This window comes from Synechococcus sp. MIT S9451, assembly GCF_047304725.1.
Classification (GTDB): Bacteria; Cyanobacteriota; Cyanobacteriia; order PCC-6307; family Cyanobiaceae; genus Synechococcus_C.
In genome coordinates this window covers 2,476,300-2,500,063 of sequence record NZ_CP138971.1, presented here as the reverse complement: position 1 = coordinate 2,500,063, position 23,764 = coordinate 2,476,300, and the positions used below count along the sequence as shown (strand labels likewise).

Here is a 23,764-nt window from a genome sequence, read left to right as displayed (position 1 = left end):
AGCAGGAGAGGCGGTGGCCTCAGGTGGTGGTGGTAAGAAGCCTCTCAGTTCAGGCGGCTTAGTCGCGATTTTTGGCCCAGGGGGGCAGGTCGATGAACACCTGGGTTCCAGGCTTCACACCATCAAGGATGGCGGTCTGACTGCCGCTACTGGATCCCAGTTCCACAGCCTGGAAGCGGGGCTGATCCTGATCCCCCACCAGCAGCACCCCTGGCTTACCGCTTTCGGTCACGATCGCCACCGTCGGTACCAACGTGCTTGGTCTGGTGCTTCCGGTCTGAAAATCAACGTCGACGGTCATGCCGATGCGCAGATCTGGGGCGGGATCCACCAAGTCAAGCTCCACTTCAAAGGAGGTGACGTTGTCGGTTTTGATAGCCCGCGGCGCGATCTCTTTCACCTGGGCTGAGAAGCGCTGGTCGGGAAAGGCGTCGACGCGAACACTGGCGTTTTGGCCGATTCGAATCCGGCCAATGTCGCTTTCTGGCACCTTGGCCGCCACCTCAAGCCCCTGGGAGAGTTCCACGATCGAAGCGCTGGTGGCTCCTGCTGAGGCCGATGCGGCCGTCGTGGGAGTGACGAAGGCGCCAGGTTCTGCGAAGCGTTGGGTGATTTTGCCGGCGAAAGGGGCACGGATCAGGAGTTCATCTCCTTCCACATCGCGCTGTTGGATCCGTTCACGCGCTGCAGCCAGGGAGGCCCTGCTGGTGAGGTAACGGGCTCGGAAGTCGTCGAGATCGGCGGCGCTGATCGCGCCCCGTTCATACAGCGTTTTGCGGCGTCGGTAATCAGCCTCGCGGGCGTCAAAATCTGCCTGGGCCTGGCGTGCGAGGGCCTGCAATTCATCGAGGCGATCGCGGAAATCCCCGGGGTCCATGCGGGCCAGCACTTGGCCCTTGCTGACAGCGTCCCCCTCATCGACCAGCAAGGCCTCAAGCAGTCCTTGACGTCTTGGGCTGACGTTCACCCGCCGCACTGCTTCCAGCTCACCGCTGGCGGTCACGACACCAGGCAGCGTGCCCCGCTCCGCCGCCACTGTGTAGGCAGACAGATCACGGTTGCCATTCCGGCCTGGTCCGAGGAACCAGACAGCACCTGCGCCTAGCAGGAGCGATGCCCCGGCTAGCGCTGCCAGGGTGCGGCGACGGCGTCTCAGGCCGCTGAGTCTGATAAGTGGCGTCAATCCCTTGTCGGATAGGGGGGTGGGGCGCAGGCTGGTTGGTGTGGCCATGGCCCCCGGGTCTTAACTGTTCTCAACAAGTCTCGCCCGCCGTCGGCCTTCGTGGTGATCGGGTGTGCAGATCGTCGGAGTGCGACCCAGTTAGATTCCCGCGATGCTTAAAGCCGGAATCGTTGGCCTCCCCAACGTGGGGAAGTCGACCCTCTTCAATGCCCTGGTGGCCAATGCTCAAGCACAGGCTGCCAATTTCCCGTTCTGCACGATCGAACCCAATGTGGGCACCGTGGCAGTCCCGGACGCGCGTCTGCAGAAGCTGTCTGACCTGAGCTGTAGCAAGGAGATCATCCCGACTCGGATGGAATTCGTTGATATCGCTGGCTTGGTGAAGGGCGCCAGTCAGGGAGAAGGTCTGGGGAACAAGTTCCTGGCCAATATCCGCGAGGTCGACGCGATTGTGCACGTGGTGCGTTGTTTTGAGGATGAAGACGTGATCCACGTCTCAGGTTCTGTGGGGCCTGCCCGTGATGCTGAGGTCATCAATCTGGAGCTTGGCCTTGCGGATCTGGCCCAGATTGAGAAGCGTCGCGAGAGGCTGAAGAAGCAGATGCGCACCAGCAAGGAAGCGCAAGTGGAAGATGAAGCGTTGCAGCGCATTCAGGAGGTGCTTGAGCAGGGTGGATCAGCGCGAAGCGTGACTCTGAATGAGGATGAAGCCGAAATGATCAAGCCCCTCGGTTTGCTGACTGCCAAGCCGATTATTTATGCCACCAATGTCAGTGAAGATGACTTGGCGGAGGGCAACCGCTTCTGTGAGGAAGTTGTTGAACTCTCTGGCAAGGAAGAAGCCGAAACGGTGCGCATCTCCGCCCAGGTCGAAGCTGAGCTGGTCGAGTTGGGTGAGCAAGAGCGTGCCGATTACCTCGAGGGTCTTGGCGTCAGTGAGGGCGGCTTGCATAGCTTGATCAAAGCCACTTATCGATTGCTTGGCTTACGCACATACTTCACCACTGGAGAGAAGGAAACCCGTGCCTGGACATTCAAGGCAGGCATGACGGCACCTCAGACCGCCGGAGTCATTCACACTGATTTCGAGCGGGGCTTCATCCGTGCCCAAACGATTGGCTGGGAGAAGCTGCTGGAGGCAGGATCTCTGGTAGAAGCACGCAACAAAGGTTGGCTGAGAAGTGAAGGGAAGGAATACGTTGTGGAAGAGGGTGACGTGATGGAGTTTTTGTTCAACGTTTAAATAGCCAGTAGCTGCAAGGCTTTTGGCTTGTCTGGTTGAATGATGTCTGCGATATGTCTATGGTCCTATGCCGCGTCTACGGACCAGCAGAGACTATCGAATGGAGAAGCAAGACGAATGGGATGGATGGCTTGGACTTGGGATGACGAGTACACAGAGGCTCGAAAGTGTCCGTCCTAAAATCCAAAAAAACAATGTAATTGTCTGAATCCCTATACATATATAGGAGGACCTAGTATTTACCCCTATGGGTGTCTCTCTAGCTTGCTTGTCAGCTCTGAGAGATCGAGCAAGCTCGCTTTGCTGGTTGCTTCAGTACAGGTTTTAGGTCTTCAATACCAACCACGGCTGAGAACCGTTGTTATGACTGCAGCTTCCTACTTCATGTTGAGCCCGAACCTATTGTTGCTCAGTCATGTCATAGTAAGTTTAGTCATCTCGAACGCTAGTGGAAAGATCAGGCGAATCTACTGCTGGGATTTGTTCCTTAGTGCTTTCGTTCATTCCAATTCCGCTCATCTTGCTTTCTGTATTCCTTATATCAGGGCAATCGGGCTTTATGCTTGGCTTGATGATATTTTGTGCTGGCATAATCTTTGAAGTTATCGCCCTTGTTCTTGGAATTATAGGTATCTTTCAAAAAACAAAAGGGCGCGTCTGTGGTTTTGTGGGAACGGCGATTTCGACTGCCTATATCATTTGTCTTGTGTACCTTGTTCTGTCTTGAAGGCATAGTTCCTAGATCCACCCAGGCGCGAACCATAAAATGCGCAAAATTTTTCGGTGCTGTACTCATTTGTAATTTCATTGATTCTAATTCGATTAAGAAATTCTTCGTTGGTAATTGCGCCGGCGTCGTAAAAAGCGCAGGCTTTACGTAACTTGGCTCTTCGTTCACGGCACAGCCAGGAACGAATGTAATTGCAATTCCAATTAAAATCAAACCTAGTGTTGGTGGATTCTTCCTGGAAGAGGACAATTTGGATGCTGTCTTATGGCCATTTCATAACCCCTCATTGCTCCATCTAAGGAAGCACCTTTTTCTCTTTCTTTAATGCTGTCTCTATAGCCAATTTCGAAATCTTTTACTTCTTGTTCAGATATCACTCCTAGTTCAAACATACCGCATACTGTTTTCAATACACCAAAATTAAAACCAAGTTCCAAAGCATATTTCTGTTCTTCGCTAAATTGATCCACGGATTTCTCCACGGCAATCGATGGAACCATCGAACAACTCATTAAACTAATGCTGGTTGCTAGTAGTGGTGACCACTTCATTTTGTCCCTCTAGTAGTTTTTGCTGTCACTGTCGCGCTATCTGGAGACGATTTGTCTTTCATGTCTGGCGTTACATTTGCCATTACGGTGTCTATTCATTCTATGCCTAGTGTCAATAGGATTGCGATGAATGAGCCCAAAGATGGGACGCTGTTGACTTGTTGGTAGCAACGTTTCCGACTTGCTCATTTCTTCAATGAATCATGGAGATGCCAGCCAAATACCAACCCACATTCACGACTGAGCAATTCAGTAGTACCAATGCTTTTGGAAGTTAGCATTGCCTAGGTTCTAGTTCCTAATGAACTCGAACCTATTGTTGCTCAGTCATGTCATAGTAAGTTCACTCAGCTCCAACGCTAGTGGAAAGATCAGGCGAATCTACTGTCGGGATCTGGTCTTTAGTGCTTTCGTTCATTCCAATTCCGCTTATCTTCCTTTTAGCATTTCTTTTATCATATGGCTTTATGCTTGCCTTGATGATATTTTGTGTTGGCCTAAGCCTTGAACTTATCGCACTTGTTCTTGGAATTATAGGTATCTTTCAAAAAACAAAAGGCCGTGTCTGTGCTTTTGTGGGAACGGCGATTTCGACTGCCTGCATCATTTGTCTTGTGTACCTTGTATTGCCTCTGTCGCACTATCTGCAGACGGTTTGGCTTCGGAATTACCCGCTATAGATAGTGTGTTCTCTTCCATAAATGCCAGTCTCACAGCTATGCCTAGTGCCAATGCTGCTGCGACTACTAAGTCCATTTGTGAGACGCTGCCTATCTCCTTTGTAGCAATAGGCGAATATGCGCGAGATAACGCATAACAAAAAGCAATGCCAACTAAATACCAACGCACATTCACGACTGATCAAGTCAGTGGTTGCAATGGTTTTGAAGGTTAGTATTGCCAATGTGCCAGCTCATCGAGAACTCGAACCTATTTGTTCATCTCGTTTAACACTGAATCAACGCACCATCTCCTCGGTTGGTATCCAATCCCTTTGTCTTCCCAGTAATCAGAGAATGGAACGACGAAGTAATGTGGGTATCTGCATCTCATTGCTCTGCAGATGACTTCGCTTGTACGCATATCGCTGGCTTGTTGACAGTAGAGATGTCGTACCTGCTTCCAGTTGCTGACTACAGAGAGTGATGTCCAGCCGACTATGACGCCTGCTGCTATGAGGACCTTGCGTGATCTGTAAAGCGGCATCTGCTAGGGCCAGTGACTTAAGTAAGTATAATTACAAGTGAAATCGAACCTGATCAACGAAGGACCAGATGCTGATTAGCTGCTCCAAGGCGTATATTACTCAGGCATAAATTTGAGCTTGCTTCTTCCATAATCCATACATGACTTAAGTACGATGAAGAGCTGAACGTATCTCCAGATCTTAGGGTGCGGTAATGTTTGCGAATACCCTCAAAGTCAATCCACACCACATTGACTGGATACCGGCGATTGTTGGTTACGGAGAATTGCACACTCACTCGAGACGTGTATGACACTTCTCTTGAACTGCATGCTGCCAAAGCAGGTTGGGCTGTAAGCAATGACGCGCCAACAAAGGCAGCAGTTGCGATTGCGTTGAAGCTCTTCATTTTGCACCTCTTGTCTTTTTTGCTGTCACTGTAGCGCTATGTGCTGACGGCTTTACTTCTATATCTAGTGTTCTAACCGACATGACAGTCGCTGTCGATGCTATCCCTAACGCTCTTAGGATTGTGATGATTGGCTCCATTGACGAGATGTTCTTGGTCCATTGGTAGCAATGTCTCCTACTTGTTCGATTGCTGTTGTCTCATCTGGCTTGCACGCAAATCTCCAGCTGATCTGGAGTGTTCGTCTACTTTATCTCGATTGCTTGTCTATCCACTGCCTTAAACCGATTGGTAAGACTTGAGCTGGTGGAGTTTGAATAGAAGGTTGGTGTCCTCTTCAGGCTCTTTGGTTTGCTTACGGCCCCTGTGGTTCTTGAATGTCTGCAAGCAAATTGGTGGGTCTCCCGTGTAATCTGTTGACGATTTTCAGCCGCTCCTGAAGGCATTGGTAACCAGTCGACAAAGCTCCACAGCTGGCTTGAAAGTCCATTGAAAGTCTACGGGCTTAAAAGGGTCTAGATCCACTGGTATGACTGATAAAATAAGGTGTTTGTTCAATGGATAGTCTTCAGTTGGAACGGCTGGAACGACATGAAAAAACCCCGCTCTGGCGGGGTTTGATTGATTAGTTGCTCCTAAGAGGTCTATTCAACAACTGTGAAAGAAACGTTGAAAGGTCCTGAAGAGAACAGAATGTTGCTGCATCCACTAGGCCCAATACCGTCACAGTAAACAGATGAGCCGTTGTCAGTCACAGTAAATGTTGCTGTCAATCCCTTGGTTTTTGAGCTGATCGATACTGGCGTAGCAAGTTTTGCGACGCCCAACAATTTAGAAACCCCTGGGCATTTTGTGACTGAACTGTCATCGGCAATCAGCTCATTGCTGCTATTCAGTAGTGCGCCCGTGAGTGATGCGCCCGCGATCGTGACTGTATCTGATGCATCACAGGCGCTGCCATCATTAAACGTATTCATTTGATGGGTAAAAGTTGCAGCCGCTCCCGATGTGGTGCTTGCAGGATTCCCAGTTGGTGATGACGATGTGGTCGAGTAATACGTCAACCCATCTCCAAATGGACCAAAAGAATCTGCGACATCAAAGCTTGGGGCTAGCTCAATGATTGCGTAGCTGTAGGAGCCAATGGCTGGGAATGACGTTCCCGATGCAGGCAGTGCAAGGCTTGAGCCTGCGGCAAAGGATGCTGCACTTCCTGAGGTGGAACTGCTTTTGTAGGTGATCTGGCAGGTGGAGTAATCAGCTTTGACTCCAGCACCACCCGCAATAGGATTCTTGGTGCAGAATCCCATTTTGTAAACGGAAATCCCGTAAACGCTTGGTGTACCTCTGCAAAACCCGTTGTATGTCGGGTCCATCCCAAAGGCCTCTTTGTTGGCGAGGCCTGCAGCCGCAGGACTGCTGGGACAGATTGGATCAGTGGATTGTGCTCGAGCAGCACCCGTGCCAAGCATGGGGAGGATGGAACATGTGCTGAGGCTAAGGGCGGCGGCTAATAGAGATTTCTGGAGGAGTGTTGTCATTGGTTTAACGAGGAGATTTGGAAAGTTTGCTGTTGATATTGGTTGTGGTTAGGCTCCACCAACAGTGTTAGTAAAGCTATTTTTTGTTGTTTCACCCTTTTCGTTCAAACTCTTTTTCCAGCGCTCAAGCAAAATGTCATAGCGCCGCCGCACTGGGCTAATCATTTCCTGTTGCAGCATTTGCTGCGTGTTGTTGGGCTCGTAGCGAACCGCATTCGCTGTGAGTGTGAAGTTCAAGCCAAAAACAAGGTCTTGGCGATCGTCCAGTTCGCGGTTGGAGAGGGTGGGATTTGCAGGGATTTCATTGGAAACCCATGAGTCAATACGCATATGTGGCGAGATCTGATATGCCACAGTTCCTTGAAGGCCAGAGTTGTCGTTGCTCTGCTGGTAATCCCAGCGGAATCCCCTCACGAAAAAGGCAACATTGGGATGGGAGGGAAGCCGGTAGCCAAGTTCCACATCCCAGCCAGGCACGACTCTTTCGTAGTACTCAGTGTTGTAGACCTTGACGGTTTCTTTGCCTGTGCCGGCGATATACCAATTGTTTCTGAGGCTAAGCGAATTCCAGAAAAGCTCGGCACCTACGCCAAAACGGCTATAGGAGGTGCTGTAGTCGGTTGTTCGGTAATCCCAATAACCATTGACGCCTGCCAGCAGGTCATCTCCAACCAGGTGTCTGAGGCCTAGGCCGGCATTCCATGTGGAACCGTTCGAGACGTTGCCTGTGTATTTCGTGTGCAGAAAGGCAAGGCCGTCTCGAGTGTTGTCTTCCTTACGCCCAAAGTCGGCAATTTTAAAGAGTGCATCCCCACCAATGTTTGTTGTACCTTCTGAGCGGATATCAACATTGATCGAAGCAGTGAGGACAAAGGGTATTTTTTTGAAGCTCTTCGTTGCGTATTCTGATATTTCCTCAGATGCAAGATTGAGAGCAAGGTTGGTGATTTGATTGGTCCATTCTATGTCATCTGCATTGTTTAGAGATGTCCAATTCTTGATCACTAGCTGATCAATGACCTTGCTCACAAAAGGTGATTCGTGCCAGATTCCTTGCTGCTTGGCGACGGGAAAGGAAGTGAACTGACCCGATTTGATCGGCATGCCTTGATCGGCCAACGCAGGCATGCTGCTGAACGCTAGCAATGGGGCTGCTAGGGCTGGGGCGATTTTTAGCCGTTTTGATGTGCGCATCGATTAAAATTTTTTAAAATATTAATTGTTCCCTGAAGGATTGCAACCCACCCTCGCCTGGCTTCATGGTTTGGGATGGTTCTTAGTATTCCTTATCGTTGTGGCGTCATGGGCACATCGTTGCCATGACGACGGTCTGGGCTGGGGTAGGTGACTCGCCTTTGATGGATTGTGGATCAAGTACTCCTTCCTTGATTAGGCAGAATTTTGCGGCACGATCAAGGTCTTGATCCGTGATTGTGACTTGCTCGACCTGGATTGTTAGGGGCGGTTTGTTGGTTGGCTCGAGCGATTCTGCATCGGCTTGCAGTGGTATGGCAACTGTGTTCAAGGTGGAGGTAGCAATAAAAACCAGTTTGATGGTTTGATGTCTCAACGTCACGTGTTTGTTGTTGCTCTGCTTAGTATATAAGGCATGGATGATAGTGCTTTCATGGCTACGCAGAGTGAACGACAGAGATTGATTGGTCGCCGTCGTAGCACTCCTTTTGTTTGAAGATGTCCCATTCGACTGCATCGTATTCGTCGATTCCAGATATACCAAGTACCAACAACACCATGACGGCAATGTCTTCTCTAGTCGCTGTTGGATAGCGGCGCACTGTCGTGGTGATGACGCCTTTTCGCAACCCTGTCACGCATTTTGCGACTTTTTCGCAGACATTCTCACTCCCAGCAGGGACGCTGGTTTTTCAGAGACTGCATTCGAAACGTCCCCTTCTTTTGATCGTGCTCAACTGTGAGGAGGTCTTTGAACTCTTCCGCTGCCTGGCAAAGAAAAAGGAGGGGGCTTCCCCTCCTTGATCCCCCTATCCAGACGCCATCAAGGTGTCCTTGAGCCCATAGTGCAGGCTGATGATCTCGAATCAATAGGCAGAAGCACTGGTTGAAGGGCAACGTTCTTCTGCGTGTGTCAACTCAACCCCTTGTTCGTCAGGGTTGGCCGGCTTTGAAGTCGCATGCCAACAGGCGACTTAAAATCAGTTGGGTAGCCACGCTTTGCCTGTGAGCTTTCTTAACGTTTGTTTGTGAAAGGCTTCGTTTTATGCTCCCTCTCCACCAGCAGTTCGAGAAGCAGCTCCTGGCTGAAGCGATCGATAGCTCAACGGATCTCCAAGAATTGAAAGCTGTGGCTCGAGATCTGCTGGAGCTCTACTTTCAGCAGAAGCATGCAACGGCCGCGATTGTTGCCGGCAAAATCTAAACGTGAGGTGCCTTGTCGAGAGCTGGATTGGATCGAAGCCCCATGACTTGAATTATTCAATCGTCGATGCCATCAGCGCTGGCCTGGGCTCCAATTGCTCGCATTGGCTGACATGGCTTTGCAAAAGTTTATGATATCTACTCTTTCTGCCCGCTTTTGGCCGTGATCCCAAAGGGAATCAAGCGATTCCGTGTGATTTTTGAGAAGTTTGGGAAAGTAAAAATAACTTAATCCAGCTCAGTGATTCGCATTCAAAAGTTGACGATCCATGGTTGGACCACTGTGGGCTTCAATCTCGAGATCCACGAGGCCCTGCTCAAGGCCAAGGAGCTGTCTGCACAAACCAGTCATTCCTATCGTCTCGTCAACGATGATTTGGAAATGATCTGCTTCCTGAGGGGAGGCGCAATGGGGCTTGGCTCGCAGGATTCTGATGATCAAGCCCCAATGGTTGTGGGTGCCTGACGTTGAGCCTTTCTTTCTTGATTGGTCAGGAAGCTGATGGGGCACGTCTTGCACCGTCGTTGCAGGCTCGCTGATTGAAATAATCCACTTTCCTCTCGGCATGCGTTGGGGTTGGCCGCGATCAATGCCTTATACGTGGACTTCTGAGCTGCTTGGGGTGGCAACCTCGTGCCGTTTGGCTCAACTCAATCAGAGGAGCAGGAGTCGTTGCTAGAGCTGCTATCGCTTGAGTCACATGAACTGTCTTGATTGTCATGACCGCCATGGCCTTGCATCGACCTGAAGGCCTCGTCTTCGATGTGATCCTGCGCTGTTGTTTGGCTTGATTTGCTTCTCGTTCTCCCCTCTGTTTTGGCGATCTGTTTGAGGCTGGCGAGCTGCCAGATCAGCCAAACCACGACGAGTGCGATCAATCCTACGGCTGGTAGATACGAGTCCAGCCCGATTTGGTAGCTCGGTGTGGGGTTAGGGATCTTCCCCTCACTTTGGAGCCATTTTGTTTGGGAATCATTGAGGTCGTAATACGACTCTCCTGGCTTTGTGCTGCCTGGTTCGACCTCGACAAGTACATAACGGTCGACACGTATCTGGTAGGGAATGATGAAGTTCTCAGTTTTGATCAGTGCTCCGTAGCAAACATTGGTGGGTTGCTTTTCATTGTCGTTTTCGTTGATTGTGAATGTCTTGATCCCCTTGATGCATTTGAGCTCTTCGCCGGTTCCCATCTGGTAGAAGGAGCCGAGGACTGGTTGTGGTCCTTCGGTGAGGAGCTGGCCAAGAATTTGAGATGAATTGAACATGCCTAGCTTCCTATTTGGTTTGAATCTTATGGCTTTGTGGATTGTTGGTAGGTGCTTGCCCTGGAAGTGGCAATAATTATTTTTGTTGTGAGATCTCCCCAGTCATGCATTTCGGTGCAGTTGTTTAGTGGCGTCTTTTGTGACTCTTGCCTGCTGCGCTCTTACCGTGGGCTGACTCTTTGCTGCATCAGGGCATCGCTATCAGATTGAGATAGCAAGACGGTGGCCTCTGTGGTGGAAATCCCGTTTGCTGCGTTTACTTGGCCTGAGTTGCTTTGACTTCGGCTCGGTACTTCTTGCAGTTGTAAGACGAGTTGCTGACTGGTGTTGTCTCGTCTGATGCGCATCGGAAGCCTTCGCGGAACGACGCGCGTTTGGCCTCATCCAGTTGGGCAATACCAAGCACTCCAAGGACCACCAGCACCACTAGGGAGATGCCAGCACCTGTTCCTTTTGGGTAAAACCGCATTGGCTTGGATGAACGCTCCATGTTGATTTTGGCATGACTTAGGCAGTTGAAGCTGATGGATTGGGTTGAGGTGTCAGCCTGTGATGGCTGCTATTGAATTCTCTTCTGCTCTGCTTTGGTGTGGCCGAGCTCCCCCCCCGTATGAATCAAGCCGATCTGTCTCGGCTGTAGTGGCAATCTTGCTTGCCTTGACTGCCCTGATTGTTTGTTCCAGCGCATATCTGGTGGGGCTTGGATGACTCCGTTGTTAACCCATCTCGCTCGGCAGCTTCATTCTTTTTGGTCACTGGAGATCGGACGTTACGTCGCTTGCAGAGAGGCTTGACCATCGTGATCAGTCGCTGCTGGCGATGACTTGTGTTCAGGTGCCAGCAGGTTTGCTATCCAATGATTCTGTTCACTCCCTAGTGATCATCAGTAAGAGGCACTGATTATTTTGGATTCGGGGATCCTCACTCCTAGTTCTTGGCGCCATTCGTTCAGGGGTTTGTCCCATCCCTCTTCCCATTTCTGCACTACCAGAGGAGCCGCTTCTAGGCCGATGCGATTGCCATGAGCAATGCCGCAGCTAATCGCCTCTAGTTCTGCTGGTTGAAAGCGAACGGATTTGAAACTTGCCAGTATGTTGAGCAGCACATAGGCAGGAAAGCCGATTTGGGTGGCTGTGATCGCAAGCACCCCTGATTCCCCAGCTGGCTCCGTATTGAAGCCAGCGATGACATGGTGAATGTCGTGGGTGGTGGCGATCCGCTGGGTCAGCCAAAGAGCCTCGCTGCTTGTGTCACGCGGGCGGAAGAACTCCGGGTCGTAATTCATCCTGCGAATCATGCCGGCGTAGGCATGGCCCAGAGTGTCGTCGGGTAACTCAGATAGCGCCTGTAAATCCGGCTGGAATGGTGGATAGCGTTGTTCGATCAGCTCGGCGCCGCCTGGCAGTGCACGAAATCGCTCCACGCACACCGTCATCGCTTCACTGTCGATGAAGTTGTCAACCAGATCAGCAACGCTGTCTAGCCCACCACCAGTTTTTGCGAGATCCCGAAGAATCCCGAGATTCCTAACGGATCGGAGAAGTTCTCTGGCCTTGCCCATCGATATCGGCCTCCAGATCAAGAGTGGCTAGTTCTGCTGTATAGCGCGGGCGCACGTTCTTGAGCAGGGGGAGGCTGACGACGCACAGTCCTGCCATCAGTAGCCAGAGGCTGAGCCCATGGCCTTGGGAATCCATTAGGGCTCCGGCCACAAGCGGTGCACCTGTGGCACTGATGGCGAAGCACTGGGAGAAGAGAGCCATCGCTAAGCCTCGATGATGGAGGGGCGTTTCCTCGATCATCGCTTCAGCAGCTGTTGGCAAGAACGCCGCCTTGCCAAAGGCCATCGGTACAACCGCGAGGGTGATCAGCAAAATTCCTCCGTTCCAGAGGGCTGAACAAGCCAGCAGCAGACCGCCGATGCTGAAGCTGCAGAGGCCGATGCCAAGCCCAAAGCGAAGGCTTCTCTGTGCCACCCAGTTGCCCACTGGCCACTGCAGCAGAACCAGCCATCCCAGTTCGAGGGCAATCACGACACCACTCCAGGCTGAGCTCAGGGCCGGTCTTTCCAATCCACCTCGGACCAGATCAAGCGGGAGGGCACTCTGGAGCAGTGACACCATCGCCGTGGCCACGATGCTCACCATTAACACCGGCAGCAGCGGCATTAACCAGCCAAAACTGGAGTCGCGTTGGCTGTTGACGGCATCGTTGACACCGATCTCTGCGTCGGCTTTGAGCAGGGACTGACGGCCATCCGGTAGAGGCTTCCAGGCGAGGATCACCAACATCGTGATCACCGCAAGGGCTTCAATCACGTACACCCCGCGGATCATCCCTAAGGCGGCGAGCAAGGCACCTCCCAATGCGCCAATCGCGACCCCGACGGCATCCGCACTACGGGCCAGGGCATAGCCCCGGCTGGATGGGAAGCTGCCGCTGCTCAGTGGAACCGCTAGTTCGATCGCCGGGAAGTAAAGACCGGCGGCGATTCCGATCAGCATCTGACCACTGAGATAACCCTGGAAGGTGGTGGAGGGCAGCAGCACCAGGTCGGCCATGAGTGCAAGCAGTGCGGCGCCACGCACTGGCCAGGAACAGCTCAAGCCGCGGTCGAGCAGGATCCCGCTCACGAGCCGCACCAAGGTGCCGACCAGTGCCGCTGCGGCTAATCCCTGGCCGACCTGGCTTGCTGAGAGGTCGACCTGGTGAAAAATGATCGGGGTCATGTAGATCACTCCACCGGCGCCGATCGACGCCAGTAGACGAATCCATGCCACTTCCTGCAATGTTGCGGGAAACTGGTTCCACCAGTTCAAGGGCCTGGGCCTTGCGACGACGACGCTCAACAGGACGTCCCACGCGGTGGTGGGCGGTGAAGGGTTTGGCCTTCAGTCTGCTGCTCTCACTGGTGTCACCGTGCCCGATCCGGGCCGCTGACCAGCTGGAGGTCACCTTCGATGGTGTGGTGATCCCTGTAGATATCAAGGATCTGGTGGCCTGGGGGCGTTCCGGTGGTGTCTCCAACACAGAACTAGGGATTTGGCTGGATTTGCTCGAGCCGGCCAGCCGCCGGGGAATGCTTGAGCTGTTGCGAGCGCCATTAATCACCAACCGCAGCATGGCCCGACAGATGCTCGACAGCTGGGCCGGGCGCCGCCTGTTGGATGAGGTTGCCGATCTTGTGCGCGTGGATGACGACACCGTCGGCGTCACTGTGCTCAACACCCTGGAAGTTCTGCTCAGCAAGCAGCCCCACGTCACCAGTTTGGATCTGCTTGAGGCGTTGCCTGCGGAGCGGGTGCGTCTCGACCTCGATGGCTTGCTCGGGGTCGCCGAGCATTGGAGAGGCCAGTTGAAGCATCAGCAAGCTCTGGTGAATCGGCTCGACCAGATTCCGATCACTGCGGTGGCTCCCAGTCAGTCGATCTCGATCGACGCCACGACCGGCCGTGCTCCTCTCTCCAAGGCACTGACTGTTGCGCATCGTCCCAGGCCGTTGCAGTTGCAGTTGTGGCAGCCGCCTGCAGAACGGTTTCGATCCAATGCTCGCGACCGGCCTTGGATTGTGCTGATGCCTGGTCTCGGCGGCAGTCCGGATCACTTCCGCTGGCTGGGTCGTCTGCTCAGTGCCAAGGGCTGGCCCGTGGTGGTGCTCGAGCATCCCGGCAGCGATTCCGAAGCCGTGGGCGCTTGGCTTCAAGGGCGTCGTCGCCCCCCTGGGGCGGAGGTGCTGCCTGACCGCCTAAAAGATCTGGAGGCGGTCCTTCAGGCCCAGGCGTCGGGTTCCCTGCCTGTTGTCGGGAACAAGGTGGTGTTGGTGGGCCATTCTCTGGGCTCCCTCACCGCGTTATTGGCAGCGGGTCTGCGTCCACAGCCTGGTTTGGAGCGTCGCTGTCGCAAGGCGCTTGATGATCTTCCTCTCAGCAATCTGTCCCGTTTGCTGCAGTGCCAGCTGAGTGCGGTTCCGCTTCCCTCGATCGAACCCCCCAGCCAGCTGTTGGCAGTGGTCGGGATGAACAGCTTCGGCAGCCTCCTCTGGCCTCGCACACGTCCGGTTCGTTTATCGGTTCCGGTCTTGTTCACTGGCGGCACGCTCGACCTGATCACACCGCCCCTGAATGAGCAGTTGGAGTTGCTCGTGGCAACGGCCCCGGCTCCTGGCAGTGGCGCTGTGGTGGTTCAGGGTGCCAGCCATTTCTCTCCTATCCGCGTTGAAGGTCAGGCTGGCGAGGGCAAGGGCAATGACCTGTTTCAGCTCGGTGAGGAGTTGGTTGGGGTTCAGCCCTTGCAGGTGCAGGCCTTGCTCGGCGAAGAGATCGTCGCCTTCTTGACAGGGATCAATGCGACGTCTTCTCCAGCCGGTCCCAGTCTTGTGCACCGTCAGGTGGGGGAGCTGCATTTGCATCGGATGGACCCTGCTGGCGCCGCAAGCCTTCTCAGTGGCTCCTAGCGCTTCAGTTAGTAGCGCACGCGCGGATCGAGCGACGCGACCAGCAGGTCCACGAAAACGCTAATCATCACCACGAGAGCAGCGATGACCACGACAATCCCTTGCACGACTGGGTAATCGCGCTGGTTGATGCTCTCCTGCAGCCGCAGGGCGATGCCTGGCCAGGAGAAGGTGACTTCGATCAACAGGGCGCCGCCAATCAGCGATGCAACAGTGATGCCGGCGATGGTGAGAACGGGCAGCAGCGCATTCGGCAGGGCATGGCGCAGCACGACTTGGGATTCGCTCAGGCCTCGACTGCGGGCAGCCTCGACGTAATCGGAACGTAGCGCTCGGCGCAGATTGAGGCGTAGGGCGTTGGTGAACACCCCGCTGAGGAGGAGCCCAAGGGTGCAGGCTGGCAAGGCCAAATGGCGCACAGCTCCGTTGAGGGCAACCCAGTCGCCGCTGAGGATGCTGTCGAGGATCAGGAAACCGCTCCCAGAGGGGGGCACCAAGCTGGGAGGAAAACGTCCACCCACAGGAAGCCAGCCCAGGATCACGGCAAACAGCAGCTGGAGCAGCATTGCCACCCAGAAGGGTGGCAGGGCATAGGTGCCGATGCCGTAGAAGCGTCCGGCCAGATCCAGCTTCCCCTCAGGACGGGCAATGCCGCTGAATCCCACGGCGAGGCCGCTCACGGCAGCCAGGATGAGGGCTGTGATGCTTAGCTCCAGGCTGGCTGGCAACGCATCGGCAATGATGTGCCGCACCGGTTCCTGGTTGATTAAGGCCGTTCCGAGATCGCCATGGATCAGCCGATTGATGAAGTCGAAGTATTGATCGCTTAGGGGCATAGCCAGCCCGAGCTGTTCCCGAATCTGCGCCTTGGCGTCGGCAGGTGCCCTGCTGCCCAGGACCGCATCCACCGGGTCCCCCGGCGCCACCCGCAGCAGAAGAAACACCAGGCTGGAAATCAGCCAGAGCATGACCGGTGCGAGGGCGAGTCGGGTCGCGCCGTAGCGGAGGAGTTCGCGTCCGCGGGCCATTAGCGTTTCTCCCGCAGTCGAGCCAGTCGCAGTTGGCCACTGCCGTTGAATTCAAGCGGTGCCAGGTGGGTCTGGGCCCAGGCCTTGGGGGTCACGAGCCACACCGGAAGGTAGGCCGCCCCCTCGGCGGCCATGGTGTCGATGGCCAGGAGTTGTTCAAGTCGTTCTGCGCCTTTGAGGGAATCGCTGCGTCGCAGAGCTTTCTCAAGGCCTGGACGCGTCCAGAAGCTGCCGCTGATCACAGCCTCTCCGGCTTCGCAGATGTCTCCCTTGGCTTGGGTGCAGCTCAGAAGGGGGGCGAGATAAGCCTCAGGATCTGGATAGGAGCCACCCCAGTCGAGCATCACAGCCTTGAAGGCCCCTTTGCCGAGATAACCGTAAACGGTGGTGGACTCCACGCCCTCCAGTCGAAGACGGATGCAGTCGGGTAGATCGCGGCTGAGTTGGGCCTGCCAGGTGAGAGCCATCAGTCGATCGGAGGGCACGTTGGAGCGATAGGTCAAGGGCAGTTCCAGGGGTTGTCCCTGGCAGTAGCCCGCTTGTCGCAGCAGGGTTCGGGTTCTGTCCGGCGAGTAGATGGGCCAAGGTTCCTGTCTGCCGCCCTGCAGGCTGGGCGGAATCAGTGAACGGAGTGGTTGGCGTTGGCCATGGCTCACCCGGGTGCTGATCAGGCTGCGATCGAGGCTGTGGACCAGGGCTTGGCGTACCTGCTTTGACAGCAGCGGTGGGGCGTTGCTGAGGAAGGTGATGTAACCGATCTGGAGTGCAGGGCCGCTGCTCTCCAGCAGCAGGCCCTGGTCGGCCCGTCGATCCAGGGCCAAGCGCTGGTCTTCGTCAATGGATTCCGACAGCAAGACATCCACCTCCCCACTGCGCAGAGCACCAAACAGGGCGGTGGAATTGCTGAGGTTGATCATGTCCAATCCCGCATTGCTCGGAGGGGCGCCCCAATAGCGCTTGAACGGCACGAGGCGTTGTTGGGTGGCCCGGAAGCTGATCAATTTGTATGGCCCTGTGCCAATGAAGCGATCGTTGAGAAAACGGTCTTTGTGGTTGGCGTAGGCCGTCGGGGAAATCGGCGTGAGGTAGGGGGATGTGAGCAAGCTTTCCAGCGAACTGGAGGGACGGCTTAGCCGCAGCCTCAGTACATCGCTAGCGGGCGTCTCGATCGCCTCGATGCGGTCTCCAACCACGTAGCTCTGGATGCCGATGCGCAGAAAGCGGTTCAGGCTGAAGGCCATGGCCTCAGCATCGAAGCGGGTGCCGTCGTGGAACAGAACATCGCGTCGAAGTGGGATGGTGACTGTGCGGCCTCCATCGCTGATCTGCGGTTGCTCAGCAGCGAGCTGGGGTTTGAGGCTGTTGTCCTGCTCACGTGTGTACAGGGTGTCGCCGAGGGCACTGAGCAGCTGGAGGGTGCCGTAGGTATTGGCCTGGGCGGGATCCAGTGATGCGATCCTGCCAGCGCTGGCCACGGTTAATCGATCACTACTGTGCTGGTGCTGGCAGGCGAGCTGGCTGAGGCTCAGCCCCAGCCCAACAGCAACGCTGATCCAAGTGCTGCGGAACCGACGCTGCTGCTGCAAGAGTTGAGATTGGCTGATGCACCCCATTCAAGGGTGGCTTGCGGCTCCTTGGGCATCCTCGTGGCGATCTGATGCGTCTGACAGGCAGATCTGCCCGAGTGATACCTCAAAGACATGGGAGCCTCCGGATGCCTGGAGGGGCCACCGCCTCACCCAGCAGCGATCGTGGCAGTCATCGATTCCGATCACTTGGAACAGATCACAGCTGTTAATCAGCTGGATGCAATCCCCCTGATGCACGTCCATGGTCGATGGCTCCATCGATTGGACGCAGCGTTGACCGTTTCCTGGAATCAAAGCGTTCGGCATGAACGGTACAGAGCACAAATCGAATGGTTCTGATCTGGGCCGCTGTGAACTGTGATAACTCTGCCCTATCGCCAGGGTGTGGCGCCAGTGCGGATGGCTTGTATGTGGTTTTGCTCAGAGACAGCCGAGGTGGGCGGCGATGCCGCGGACCTCTGGCAGGGCTGTGATCGCCTCCAGGGCGGACTTCATGGAGCCATTGCTCACTTCGTGCGTGATCACAACGATCTCTGCACCTGCATCGGTGGCGTCAAATTGCACGATCGATTGGATTGACACGCCCTGATCACCAAAGCAGGAGCCGATCCGGCCGATGACTCCAGGAGCGTCATCCGTTGTGAAGCGCACATAGTTGCGCTGGCGGATCTGGCTGCTGTTCACCAGGTGGCAGGCGCGCCAGCTGCTCGCCGCCAGCAGCGGGTCGAGGTTGCCATCGCTGTCGTTGAGTTGGCGGATGCCGGCGATGTTGAGGATGTCAGCCACGACAGCCGATGCTGTTGGCCCTGCACCGGCGCCCGGGCCGTAGAACATCACCCGGCCGATCGGGTCGCCTTCCACAAGGATGGCGTTGTTGACACCGTTCACACCGGCCAATGGGTGGTCGCTGGGGACCAGGGTGGGTTGCACACGGACGGCCAGCGGTAAGGAGGTCTTGTCGTTGTCGCCCTCGTCGTCTTCCACGCGTTCGGCAACAGCCAGCAGCTTCACTCCGTAATCCAGTTGCGTGGCGTAATCCACATCGCGGCTTTGGAGGTTGCTGATGCCAGCGGTGGGAATGCCGCTGCGGTCGATCGGTCCGCCGAAGGCCAGGCCGGAGAGGATCGCGATCTTGTCGGCGGCATCGAGTCCGTCGACGTCAGCAGCGGGATCGGCTTCCGCGTAGCCCAACTCTTGGGCATCCTTCAAGACCGATTGGTAGTTCGCCCCTTCATGGGCCATCCGGGAAAGGATGTAGTTGGTGGTGCCGTTGATGATGCCGCTCACCCGCTGGATGCGGTTTCCGCCAAGGGATTGCTTCAAAGGTTCGATGATCGGAATGCCTCCACCCACGGCGGCCTCAATCAGCACGTACACCCCTGCGGCCGCGGCGGCCGCGGCGATCTCTTCGCCATGGCGTGCGATCACAGCCTTGTTGGCAGTGACCACGGATTTGCCGGCGGCTATGGCGCGCATGATCAGGGTGCGTGCCGGCTCAAGGCCGCCCATGACCTCCACCACCACATGCACGTTGGCATCGTCCACAACCTCTTGGGGGTCTGTGGTGAGCAACGAGGGGTCGAGTTCAACCGGGCGGGAGCGATTGAGGTCGCGAACAGCGACACGGGCGATTTGCAGGTCGCCGATCAAGGGGTGACGGTCTTTCGGATTGTTGAGGATGGCGGCGACCCCTGCTCCGACGGTGCCAAGGCCGAGCAGGCCGATGCCGATCCGAGTCGCCATGGGGGGGTCCGTTCGCGTCGTCAGTGCTACGACTTTATTCAGAGGTGGGTGCCGCGTTGCCCACGAGGCGTGAGGCCTGGGCCTGCATCATCCGCAGGATGTTGAGAAAGCCATTGGCGCGCGATGGGGTGAGGCTGGCCTGAAGGCCTGTTGCGGCGATGAAAGCAGGGTCCACAGCCATGACTTCTGCTGGAGTGAGGCCATCAAGGCCCTGAATCAGCAAGGCCAGCAACCCTTTGGTGATCAGGGCGTCAGAGGCACCCTGCCAGTGCAGTACTCCATTGTCGAGGCTGGAGTGGATGAAGACCTGGGAGACGCAGCCCTGAACGCGACGGTCTTCCGTTTGCAATTCTTGCTCCATCGCAGGCAACTTTTTGGCTAGCCAAAGCACGTATTCGTAGCGTTTACGTGCGTCTGGCGTGCTATTGAGTTTTTCCGCCAGCCGGTCGAGGGCGGCGCTGCCGTAGCTGCTGCCGGCACTGGCGGATGGATCCATGGCGTATCAGCCGATGCGTGAGCGTCGAACCCTACCGAGCAGGGTGGTGGTGCTGAAGAAACCCACGCCTCCGAGCGCGGCAAGCAGAAGAGCGGACGATGGCTCCGTCTGGCTGATCGCATCGATCTGCACCTCGCCATTGCGGATCGGTAATGCCAGGTAGTCCCGGTGTCCCGGGCCGCCATCAACCTGCAGATCCACGGTTTGCAGGTCCGAGTTGTCTTGGTCGAGGGTCGGCAAGATCAGTCGTAGCTGACCGCTTGCATCGATGCGACCCAATTCCGCTCCGGCGCTGCCATCGGCCTTCATGAAGCGCACCACGGCACCGTTCACTGGATCGCCGCTGGAGTAGGTGCTGCGCAACTCCAGGTTGCCGTTGAGATAGCGAAGGCTGCTTTCGATCGCATGGGCTTTGCCTTCAGTCGGCAGGCACAGCGCCAGGGTGCAGGCCGTGGCGCCAAGCATCAGGCTGCCTTTCAGACTGAACATCGATCGCAGGCAAACAGCCGCTTCATCGTGCGGGCCATCACCAGGAATGGGAAGGGGCGCTCCCGAATCCGTTGCGGCTCAAGAGTGTTGTCGGCGTCGTGACCTACGGCTCGCCTTGGGCCTTGGGCATGGCTTGTCCTCAGTGCTTGAAGTCTCTGGAGACGTCTGCGCCAGCACGCGACAGCCTCATTCAGCACCAGTCTTCAGCCGTTGTCGGTGCGGCTGGCTTGCTCTCTCCACTCCACTCCTCTTTCGCTGACCCAGCCATCAAAGGGCAGATCCCAGGCTGATCTGGGCAGGTCGACCGGGCTGATGCAGGCCTGGGCTACCACCACCATGGCCCTCACGCCCTTCCAGTCGGGGTCGGCACGCAGGCGGTCGTAATAGCCACCGCCGTAGCCAAGCCGCACCCCATGCAGATCCACAGCAAGGGCTGGCACGAGCAGGATCTGGATCTCCTGCGGCATCAGCAGCCTTCCGGTTTGTGGGGCGGGGATTCCGCAGCTGTCAGGGGGGAGTGGGTCGCCATCCCAGGGGCGATACGTCAGTCCGCCTGCTCCATCGCTGCAGGGCAGGGCCAGGGGCCAGGACTCTCCTGCCGTTGGTAAGGAGCGCAGGTCGGTTTCTCCTGGAAGCGGCCAGTAAATGCCGATGTGGCCGCCGCCGCGGATGAGAGCACCTCGGGCGATCATGCCCCCCAGCATGTGCTCCACGGCTGCTTGGATCAGGCAGTCATCGCGTTGTCGTCGCTTGATGCGGAAATGGCGGCGTAGCCGCTGTTTGGCTTCTTGGCTGTTGTCATTTTGGCTGTTGTCAGTCGACGCCTGGTTCATGGCAGCAGCCCCCAGCGCCCCATCAGGGGGAGATGAAAGTGGAGATGGGTCTCCCCCTCCGGCCATAGCGCCTCCAGCTCATTCCGTAGGGCGGTCATGAGGGCAGGAGCCTGGTCGGCCCTGCGCAGGGCCGACCAGGTGCTGATAAAGCCCAACAGTTGATCCATGGACCATTGCAGTTCGATGCGCAGTTGCGAGGGGATCGTCTCGCTGGATCCAGGGAAGGGCAGATCGCTGTAGCGCTGATCCACATGGGCCCGTTCGGGTGGCCACCATCGATGCAGGCGCTGGTGGTAAAGCTGATCAAGCCAGGTTTGCAGTGCTGGCGGGGCTCCTTGGAGAGGGTCGTAGCCCACCCAGGCCAGTAATCCACCAGGTCGAAGCACCCGCTGCACCTCCAGGTTGAAGTGGGGAACCTTCAGCCAGTGGATGGCCGCAGCCACCACCACAGCATCAAGACTCGCGTCCATGAGCCCGCTCTGTTCCGCCGCGGCCACCCTGTAGTGAATGCGGGGATGGGCAGGGGCCGCGGCAATTTGGGCAGGGCTGAGGTCCGTGGCTTCCACACGGTCAAACCATTGGGCCAGCCCCAGGGAGGCCTGTCCGCTGCCGCAGGCAACATCCCAGCAGCAGTGATGGTGAGTGGTTTGATCGGCCAGCCAGCGGAACAGCTGGTCTGGATAGCGCGGACGGCAGTGTTGATAGGAGGTGGCCACTGCGTCGAACCAACCATGGTCGGGGCCGCTGCTCATCGCTGGCACCAGGGGTTGAAGGCTGGAGTGAAGACCATCCATCCTTGCCTTTGATGGAGCTTCTCGCCGATCTCTCGATACCGAGTGCGCCAGCTATGGACACGCCTCTCTTCACTGGCGGACTCCCATGGCCGCCTGCCTCTGCAGAGATCTAGAGATGGCAATTGGTGATCTGTCGTCGCTGTTCTTTCGGCGCGCCTGCGTTTTGTTCACATCGCTTGAACTGCAATCTTCGCCTGATGACTCCCAGTTTGTATTCACAACCGAGTGTTGAATTGGGCGCTGATTGATGATGCCAAAAGCGGGGCAATTGTGATCATCAGTGTGGTTGTTCGGCTTGGTTGGTGGTCATTCGCACTCAGCTTCTGGAGGTTGGCAAGCTGCTCAGAATTCTGGCGGGATCGCGTCTTGTTTGGAATGAAGAGTCTGAGACAGCTCGCTCATAGGAATGCATCGCCTGTCTGAAGCCCTATGTCACTTGATGGCAACGTGTCTGATTGGACGCCATCGTGGGCAGAGAGGGAGCTGAGACATGTTCAAAAAGCTCAGGGAGCGCTTCTGGAGCAAGTCACGGCAGCCAGGCCCTGGCGCAGACTCTGCTGATGTACAAGCAGGAGCTGCTGACCACGATTCAAGGCCTCAGAAGACTGCAGAGAATTTGATTACGGTGGATGGACGCCGGTATGACTCTGCAGACATCTCTGAGGATGTCTCCCAAATGATCACAGATCTGATCAAGGCCGATCGCGCCCTCCGTCGCCATAGCGACAAGGTGCAGATCTTGCGGCTTGGGCGGCGGCAAATGGAACAGCAGCTTCGCCAAGGCCTTTCAGGTTTGTAGGCCTGAGCCTCACTGCAGCATGTCTCCCAATCGGATTGCCAAGTTTTGATGTTGCTTCGGCAGTATCTTGATCTGCCGATTGATCTGCACCTTGGGTTCGCGCTGAAAGTGTTGTGCTGAATGTGTCGCGCTGAACGTGTCGCGTTGATCAGGGCGACTGTTGTTCTACTCGCAACGTACGTTTGTTGGTCTTAGAGGAAGTCATCATTGTCTTCAGCTGGCTCATAAGCTTGCATTGCAAGTGCCGCGGTGACAAAGGCCAGGCCAATCAAGAATTCCATGGGGTTTGGAATCGTGGATGCCTATTGATCTTGTTGTGCTCTTTGAATGGATGCGGTGCAATTGATAACCCTCGGGAAAGGGTATACAAGACTGCGCTTTTTTGGTGCGTGAGTCGATCTTCCTGTTTGTGTGAATTAATTGCCTCTGAATCGTTGTTTTTGTTGTTGGCATGGCTCGGTGCTCTTGGTCGACGGAACCGGGTCGTCAATGCCTGACCTTCCCCTGAGTTCAAGTCAGCCTTGGCTTCAAACTTCGAAGATTCGGATGCCTATCTCTGAAACCAGCTGGTGAGTGCTACGGCCAGAGCATCGGCGGCGTCATCGGGGCGTGGTGGCGTGTCGAGGTTGAGTTCGCGCATCACGGCGTCAAGCACTTCATCCTTGTCTGCATGCCCATGGCCCGTAAGGGCCTGCTTGATCTGCATTGGGGGGAATTCCACGATTGGTAGACCGAAGCGGGTCAGCGTCATGATCACCACACCCCGCGCCTGCACCACAGCAATCGTGTTGCTCGAACGGTAGAAAAAGAACTTTTCAACGGATGCGATCTCCGGCTTCCAGAGGCGGATCAACTGACGTAGATCACGGGCGATCTCCACCATCCGCTCGCCCTCACTGCGACCGGCATCGGTGCGAATGATGCCGCAGTCCACCATCCGCTGGCTATCAGCCCCTCTGCCTGCGCTTGGATCGACATCGATGACGCCATAGCCCACACGGGCCAAACCTGGATCGATGCCGAGGATGCGCATG

23 protein-coding genes are annotated in these 23,764 nt (G+C 55.8%); 4 read left to right on the top strand and 19 right to left on the bottom strand.

Annotation, left to right across the window (positions count from 1 at the left end; all coding sequences use genetic code 11):
- Positions 1–58: 58 nt before the first annotated feature.
- Entirely contained in the window at positions 59–1,231 is a 1,173-nt protein-coding gene (locus SIB72_RS12990; protein WP_413744125.1) for an efflux RND transporter periplasmic adaptor subunit, read from the bottom strand.
- 103 nt (positions 1,232–1,334) lie between these two features.
- Here SIB72_RS12990 and ychF point away from each other — a divergent pair, with 103 nt between their 5' ends.
- A complete protein-coding gene (gene ychF, locus SIB72_RS12985; RefSeq protein ID WP_413744124.1) occupies positions 1,335–2,426 on the top strand; it encodes a redox-regulated ATPase YchF in 1,092 nt (363 codons plus the stop codon).
- Positions 2,427–2,967: 541 nt separating this feature from the next.
- Here ychF and SIB72_RS12980 read toward each other — a convergent pair.
- The 6 genes from SIB72_RS12980 to SIB72_RS12955 form a co-directional block, all read right to left on the bottom strand.
- Positions 2,968–3,324: a hypothetical protein gene (locus SIB72_RS12980; protein ID WP_413744123.1), complete on the bottom strand. Its 357-nt coding sequence runs from the start codon at positions 3,322–3,324 to the stop codon at positions 2,968–2,970.
- A 47-nt stretch (positions 3,325–3,371) separates the two neighbouring features.
- Complete coding sequence (locus SIB72_RS12975) at positions 3,372–3,656, bottom strand: hypothetical protein (protein WP_413744122.1); 285 nt, start codon at positions 3,654–3,656, stop codon at positions 3,372–3,374.
- Positions 3,657–4,310: 654 nt separating this feature from the next.
- Positions 4,311–4,562, bottom strand: a complete 252-nt coding sequence (locus tag SIB72_RS12970; protein WP_413744121.1) for a hypothetical protein — start codon at positions 4,560–4,562, stop codon at positions 4,311–4,313.
- 404 nt (positions 4,563–4,966) lie between these two features.
- Complete coding sequence (locus tag SIB72_RS12965; protein WP_115119763.1) at positions 4,967–5,302, bottom strand: hypothetical protein; 336 nt, start codon at positions 5,300–5,302, stop codon at positions 4,967–4,969.
- Positions 5,303–5,946: 644 nt separating this feature from the next.
- Complete coding sequence (locus tag SIB72_RS12960) at positions 5,947–6,774, bottom strand: hypothetical protein (RefSeq protein WP_137007017.1); 828 nt, start codon at positions 6,772–6,774, stop codon at positions 5,947–5,949.
- 117 nt (positions 6,775–6,891) lie between these two features.
- Complete coding sequence (locus SIB72_RS12955; protein ID WP_413744120.1) at positions 6,892–8,037, bottom strand: inverse autotransporter beta domain-containing protein; 1,146 nt, start codon at positions 8,035–8,037, stop codon at positions 6,892–6,894.
- Positions 8,038–9,082: 1,045 nt separating this feature from the next.
- Between SIB72_RS12955 and SIB72_RS12950 the strand changes: the two genes are divergently transcribed.
- The gene (locus tag SIB72_RS12950) at positions 9,083–9,241 is read left to right on the top strand and encodes a hypothetical protein (protein ID WP_170953837.1); all 159 of its coding nucleotides are present in this window, start codon (positions 9,083–9,085) and stop codon (positions 9,239–9,241) included.
- A 650-nt stretch (positions 9,242–9,891) separates the two neighbouring features.
- Here SIB72_RS12950 and SIB72_RS12945 read toward each other — a convergent pair.
- The 4 genes from SIB72_RS12945 to SIB72_RS12930 form a co-directional block, all read right to left on the bottom strand.
- Positions 9,892–10,506 carry a hypothetical protein gene (locus tag SIB72_RS12945; RefSeq protein WP_413744119.1) on the bottom strand — a complete coding sequence of 205 codons (615 nt, stop codon included), beginning with the start codon at positions 10,504–10,506 and terminating at the stop codon, positions 9,892–9,894.
- A gap of 256 nt (positions 10,507–10,762) precedes the next feature.
- Positions 10,763–10,996, bottom strand: coding sequence for a hypothetical protein (locus SIB72_RS12940; RefSeq protein ID WP_413744118.1), 234 nt, complete (start codon positions 10,994–10,996; stop codon positions 10,763–10,765).
- Positions 10,997–11,389: 393 nt separating this feature from the next.
- Positions 11,390–12,067 carry a Coq4 family protein gene (locus SIB72_RS12935; protein ID WP_413744117.1) on the bottom strand — a complete coding sequence of 226 codons (678 nt, stop codon included), beginning with the start codon at positions 12,065–12,067 and terminating at the stop codon, positions 11,390–11,392.
- Complete coding sequence (locus tag SIB72_RS12930) at positions 12,033–13,286, bottom strand: MFS transporter (protein ID WP_413744116.1); 1,254 nt, start codon at positions 13,284–13,286, stop codon at positions 12,033–12,035. Before SIB72_RS12930 ends, SIB72_RS12935 begins: the two co-directional genes overlap by 35 nt.
- On the opposite strand from SIB72_RS12930, the gene SIB72_RS12925 reads away from it, so the two are divergent.
- Complete coding sequence (locus SIB72_RS12925) at positions 13,280–14,959, top strand: alpha/beta hydrolase (RefSeq protein ID WP_413744115.1); 1,680 nt, start codon at positions 13,280–13,282, stop codon at positions 14,957–14,959. The genes SIB72_RS12930 and SIB72_RS12925 overlap by 7 nt on opposite strands.
- Positions 14,960–14,967: 8 nt before the next feature.
- Here the strand turns inward: SIB72_RS12925 and SIB72_RS12920 are convergent, their stop codons facing one another.
- From SIB72_RS12920 to SIB72_RS12890, 7 genes are all read right to left on the bottom strand, one after another.
- Positions 14,968–15,987 (bottom strand): ABC transporter permease, encoded by a 1,020-nt coding sequence (locus tag SIB72_RS12920; protein ID WP_115119782.1) that lies wholly within the window; start codon positions 15,985–15,987, stop codon positions 14,968–14,970.
- A complete protein-coding gene (locus SIB72_RS12915; protein WP_115119784.1) occupies positions 15,987–17,600 on the bottom strand; it encodes an ABC transporter substrate-binding protein in 1,614 nt (537 codons plus the stop codon). The genes SIB72_RS12920 and SIB72_RS12915 overlap by 1 nt, the downstream gene beginning before the upstream one ends.
- A 396-nt stretch (positions 17,601–17,996) precedes the next feature.
- Entirely contained in the window at positions 17,997–19,319 is a 1,323-nt protein-coding gene (locus SIB72_RS12910) for a homoserine dehydrogenase (RefSeq protein WP_115119788.1), read from the bottom strand.
- A 34-nt stretch (positions 19,320–19,353) separates the two neighbouring features.
- Positions 19,354–19,815, bottom strand: a complete 462-nt coding sequence (locus tag SIB72_RS12905; RefSeq protein ID WP_115119790.1) for a SufE family protein — start codon at positions 19,813–19,815, stop codon at positions 19,354–19,356.
- Between the two features lie 6 nt (positions 19,816–19,821).
- The gene (locus SIB72_RS12900; protein WP_115119792.1) at positions 19,822–20,304 is read right to left on the bottom strand and encodes a hypothetical protein; all 483 of its coding nucleotides are present in this window, start codon (positions 20,302–20,304) and stop codon (positions 19,822–19,824) included.
- 203 nt (positions 20,305–20,507) lie between these two features.
- Positions 20,508–21,137 (bottom strand): 5-formyltetrahydrofolate cyclo-ligase, encoded by a 630-nt coding sequence (locus SIB72_RS12895; protein ID WP_413744114.1) that lies wholly within the window; start codon positions 21,135–21,137, stop codon positions 20,508–20,510.
- Positions 21,134–21,931, bottom strand: a complete 798-nt coding sequence (locus tag SIB72_RS12890) for a class I SAM-dependent methyltransferase (protein ID WP_413744113.1) — start codon at positions 21,929–21,931, stop codon at positions 21,134–21,136. Before SIB72_RS12890 ends, SIB72_RS12895 begins: the two co-directional genes overlap by 4 nt.
- 490 nt (positions 21,932–22,421) lie before the next feature.
- Here SIB72_RS12890 and SIB72_RS12885 point away from each other — a divergent pair, with 490 nt between their 5' ends.
- A complete protein-coding gene (locus SIB72_RS12885) occupies positions 22,422–22,730 on the top strand; it encodes a DUF6447 family protein (protein ID WP_413744112.1) in 309 nt (102 codons plus the stop codon).
- 550 nt (positions 22,731–23,280) lie between these two features.
- Here the strand turns inward: SIB72_RS12885 and ruvC are convergent.
- Positions 23,281–23,763, bottom strand: coding sequence for a crossover junction endodeoxyribonuclease RuvC (gene ruvC / locus SIB72_RS12880; protein ID WP_413744111.1), 483 nt, complete (start codon positions 23,761–23,763; stop codon positions 23,281–23,283).
- Position 23,764 lies beyond the last annotated feature (1 nt).